4 protein-coding genes are annotated in these 4562 nt (G+C 69.3%); 2 read left to right on the top strand and 2 right to left on the bottom strand.

Features of this window, described 5'->3' with window-relative positions; all coding sequences use genetic code 11:
• Positions 1-767: 767 nt before the first annotated feature.
• The gene (locus EV652_RS28755) at positions 768-2273 is read right to left on the bottom strand and encodes a S1C family serine protease (RefSeq protein ID WP_242002071.1); all 1506 of its coding nucleotides are present in this window, start codon (positions 2271-2273) and stop codon (positions 768-770) included.
• Here EV652_RS28755 and EV652_RS45455 point away from each other — a divergent pair.
• Positions 2250-2876, top strand: a complete 627-nt coding sequence (locus EV652_RS45455) for a hypothetical protein (protein ID WP_132212383.1) — start codon at positions 2250-2252, stop codon at positions 2874-2876. The genes EV652_RS28755 and EV652_RS45455 overlap by 24 nt on opposite strands.
• A 74-nt stretch (positions 2877-2950) precedes the next feature.
• Here EV652_RS45455 and EV652_RS28745 read toward each other — a convergent pair whose 3' ends face one another.
• Positions 2951-3508, bottom strand: a complete 558-nt coding sequence (locus EV652_RS28745; protein WP_132212382.1) for a TetR/AcrR family transcriptional regulator — start codon at positions 3506-3508, stop codon at positions 2951-2953.
• 83 nt (positions 3509-3591) lie between these two features.
• Between EV652_RS28745 and EV652_RS28740 the strand changes: the two genes are divergently transcribed.
• The gene (locus tag EV652_RS28740; RefSeq protein WP_132212381.1) at positions 3592-4464 is read left to right on the top strand and encodes an oxidoreductase; all 873 of its coding nucleotides are present in this window, start codon (positions 3592-3594) and stop codon (positions 4462-4464) included.
• Positions 4465-4562 lie beyond the last annotated feature (98 nt).

The following is a 4562-nucleotide window of genomic DNA, read 5'->3' as shown; positions in this document are numbered from 1 at the left end:
CTCCTCGGAGGAGAGGAGACGCCAGACCCGACCGTCTGTGCCGACCGGACCCGGCACCTCGCAGGGGAACAAGGCGCCGGACCCGATCTTGTTCGATCAAGCCCGGGCTCCTCGGAGGAGAGGAGACGCCAGACCCGACCGTCTGTGCCGACCGGACCCGGCACCTCGCAGGGGAACAAGGCGCCGGACCCGATCTTGTTCGACCAGGCCCGGGCTCCTCGGAGGAGAGGAGACGCCAGACCCGATCGTCTGTGCCGACCGGACCCGGCACCTCGCGGGGGAACAAGGCGCCGAGCCCGATCTTGTTCGATCAAGCCCGGGCTCCTCGGAGGAGAGGAGACGCCAGACCCGATCGTCTGTGCCGACCGGACCCGGCACCTCGCGGGGGAACAAGGCGCCGAGCCCGATCTTGTTCGATCAAGCCCGGGCTCCTCGGAGGAGAGGAGCCGCCGGGCCCGATCGTGTTGGATCAGGCCCGGGCTCCCTCGGAGGGGAGGAGGTGGCCGGGCCCGATCGTGTGCCGACCGGACCCGGCCACCTCGCAGGGGAACGAGGCGGGGATCCGATCGTGTGCCGACCAGGCCCGGGACACCTCGCGGGGGACGAGGCGCCGAGCCCGATCGTGTTGATCAAGCCCGGGCTCCTCGGAGGGAGGAGACGCCGGGCCTGATCGTCTGTGTTGATCGGGCCCGGGCACCTCGTGGGGGGAGGTAGGAGGTGCCCGGCCCGATCGTTCGGTCCGCTTCAGCGAGGGGGTAGCGCTGGTGTCAGCGGACCGGGCCTGTGATGAGTTCGATGGTTGCCTTGTGCTGCTGGCCGCTCTGGTCGACCCAGCCGACCTCGACCTTGTCGCCGGGGTGATGCTCGTTCAGCAGGGCCGACAGGCTGTCGGGTGACTCGACCGTCTTGCCGGCGAAGGAGGTGATCACGTCGCCGGCCTCGATCCCGGCCTCGTCGGCCTTGCCGTTCGCCAGTACGTCGCCGACCGCCGCGCCGGTCGTGTCGGCATTCGGCAGCACCGAGACTCCGAGCATCGCCGACTCACCGATGTGCACGGTGTCCGACGCCTTGCCGTCCTCGATCTGGTCGGCGATCTCCATCGCCTCGTTGATCGGGATCGCGTACCCCTGCGTCGTGGTCTGCCCCTGCCCGTTCCCCGAGCCGTCGCCCTGCCCGTTGCCCGAGCCGTCGCCGTACCCGTTGCCCGACCCGTTGCCCGAGCCGTCGCCGTACCCGTTGCCGTCGCCATAGCCGTTGCCGCTACCCGAGCCGTAGCCGGGGCCGGGGTTGTCGTTCCCGTTGCCGTCGGCCGTCTCGGTCGCCGTACCGGCCGATGCGAGCGTCGCGGTGGCGGAGCTGGCCGTGGTCGCGGCTGTCTGCTGCTGCGGCCCGTTGCCCTCGCTGTTGCTGCTCGAGCCGGCCGTGTCGACGCCGATCACCTCGCCGGACGCGTTCGCCAGCGGTCCGCCGGAGTCGCCGGCCTGGATGTTCGCGTTGGTCTGGATCAGGCCGGTCAGGTTCTCCGGGTCCTGCCCGCTCTCGTCGGTCGCGGTGATCGACTGGTTCAGCCCGGTCACGGTGCCGGCCGCGTAGCGCGGCGTACCGCCGACGCCGCCCGCGTTGCCGATCCCGACCACCTTGTCACCGAGCGCGACCTTGTCCGAGTCGCCGATCTTGGCCGTCTCCAGCCCGGAAGCGTCCTTCAGTTTCAGTACGGCGACGTCGTGGTCCTCGTCGTACCCGACCACACCCGCGGTGTACGTCTTCCCGTTGCCGACATCCACCACCGAGATCGATGTCGCCCCCTCGATCACGTGGTGGTTCGTCAGGACCTCACCGTCGGAGGTGAGCACGATGCCGGTCCCGGCTGCCTTCGCGCCCTCGTATCCGAGGGTCGTGTTCACGTTCACCAGTCCGGGCGAGACCTTCGCGGCCACGGCGGCCGGATCCAACTGCTGGTGCGAGAGCTGCGAACCGCTGCCCGCACGCTGATCGATGCCCCAGGCAACCGAACCGGCGACCACCGCGACGGCGAGCCCCAGCGCACCGGCTCCCAGCAAGTGCCGCCCCCGCTTCCGCGGCGCCCGCTGCTGCGGCACGCCATACCCCGGATACTGCGGATAACCCATCCCCGAGTACGGCGCCTGCTGCGGACCACCGTGGTACGGACCGGGCTGCTGCGGGCCGCCATGGCGCGGACCCGGCTGCTGCAGACCGTCCTGGTACGAACCAGGCTGGTGCGCGCCGCCGTGGCGCGGACCCAGCTCCTGCAAACCGTCCTGGTACGAACCGGGCTGCTGCAGACCGTCCTGGTAGGAACCAGGCTGCTGCGGACCGCCATGGCGCGGACCCGGCTCCTGCAGACCATCCTGGTACGAACCGGGCTGCTGCAGACCGTCCTGGTAGGAACCAGGCTGCTGCGCGCCGCCATGGCGCGGACCCGGCTCCTGCAGACCATCCTGGTACGAACCCGGCTGCTGCGCGCCGCCATGGCGCGGACCCGGCTGCTGCAAACCGTCCTGGTAGGAACCGGGCTGCTGCAGACCATCCTGGTACGAACCGGGCTGCTGCGCGCCGCCATGGCGCGGACCGGGCTGCTGGAGACCGTCCTGGTAGGAACCGGGCTGCTGCAGACCATCCTGGTACGGACGGGGCTGCTGCGGGTTGGCCGGCTGCCAGTGGCCCGGCTGCCCGGGAGCCTGCGCACCGGGACCGTGCGGACCGGGACCTTGGTTGCCGAAGCCTTGCTGGCCGGCACCTTGCTGGCCGGCGCCCTGTTGCCCTGCGCCGTCTTGTCCCTGTCCGGCTCCCTGCTGTCCCGCGTTGTCGTTCATTCCCGGTGCCCTCCTCGGCCAGTTCTCTCTGCCTTGAAGTAGAGCTCGCGAGACTGAGAAACTCCCTCGGCTGAGGCAATGAGTTGGCTGAGAATCCATGGTGTTCTGCGCCACACCTACGACGAGAGCAACCGCCGCACTGCCTCCACAACCGCCTCGCGACGAGAGGCTCGACTCGGCGCGGATGCGCCGTACTCGGGGTTCATCGACGACCAGCTGGTGGCGATGGCCTGGAGCAAAGCAAGCAACTCGATGGGGGTGAAATTTCCCGGTACGACGCCGGAACGCTGGGCCTGGTCGAGGTCGCCGAGGCGGCTCTTGTTGACGGCAACGATCGCCTCCAGCGCGGTGCCGTCGGGGCGCTCGAGGCGGTACCAGATGTTCAACCGCTGATGCTCGGGATGCTCCTCGAAGTAGTCGAAGACGCGGCCGGCGTACCCGGGGAGATCGGCGGTGTCGAACCCGACCTCGGCCAGATAGGTGTCGACCGCCGCCGTGTAGACCGCGTCGAACAACCCGTCCTTGCTGCCGAAGTACGCGTACAGCATCGCCTTGTTGCAGCCGGCCACCTCGGCGATCCGGTTCACCCGCGCCCCGGCGATCCCGCGGGCGGCGAACTCCTCGGTGGCGGCCGCCAGGATCCGGGTCCTGGTCCGGTCGGCATTCCTCTGCATGCGCCCATCTTACCAACCACACGGTTGGTTAGCTGTGTCATCATCGGGGAATACATCCAACCAGTTGGTTAGTTAGGATCATCATGAGCAGAGTAGACTCCTCCCCGTCCTCGAGCGAAGCGAGAGGGCGGGTCTGGTTGATCACCGGCAGTTCCCGCGGTCTCGGCCGCGCCCTCACCGAAGCGGTCCTGGCCGCCGGCGACCAGGTCGTCGCGACCGCCCGCAAACCGGAGCAACTCGACGATCTGGTCGACCGGTACGGCGAGCGGATCCGCACCATCACGCTGGACGTCACGAACGCGGCCGCGGCGCAGTCCGCCGTACAGACCGCCCTCGACGCGTTCGGCGGTCTCGACGTGGTCGCGAACAACGCCGGCTACGCGAACAGCGCCGCGATCGAACACACCACCGACGCGGACTTCCGAGCACAGGTCGAGACGAACCTGTTCGGCCTCGTCAACGTCACGAAGGCCGCGCTACCGGTGTTCCGGCGCCAGCGGAGCGGGCACTTCCTGCAGTTCTCGTCGATCGGCGGTCGGGCCGGCGGTACGCCGGGGATGGGCGCGTACCAGACCGCGAAGTACGCGGTCGAAGGGTTCTCGCAGGTCCTGAGCAACGAGGTCGCGCCGTTGGGCGTGAAGGTGACGATCATCGAGCCCGGTGCGTTCCGAACCGATTGGGGCGGTACGTCGATGACGCTCGCGCCGGTCGATCCCGACTACGACTCCACCGTCGGCGCGATGAACCGCTACCGGCTTGAGACCGACGGCCAACAACCCGGCGACCCGGCCAAGGCGGCCCGCGCGATCCTCGAGATCGTTGCCCTCGACAACCCACCGCTCCGGCTCCTGCTCGGCAAGGACGCCCTCACCCACGCCGACCAGGCCTCCCGCTCCCGAGCCGAAGAAGCCGCCATCTGGGCTCACATCACCACCTCTACCGACTACGACGACTGACCCGAAAGTGCAGCCGAGCGCCGCTCGCATGCGCCGAGCGTGCAGCGGTGACCGCACCGCAGCTTGGCGGAAACGTGCCCAGTGGCACCGAAGCGAGC

The sequence above is a fragment of the Kribbella steppae genome (assembly GCF_004342025.1).
Classification (GTDB): domain Bacteria; phylum Actinomycetota; class Actinomycetes; order Propionibacteriales; family Kribbellaceae; genus Kribbella; species Kribbella steppae.
This window is presented reverse-complemented; position numbering and strand designations above follow the sequence as displayed.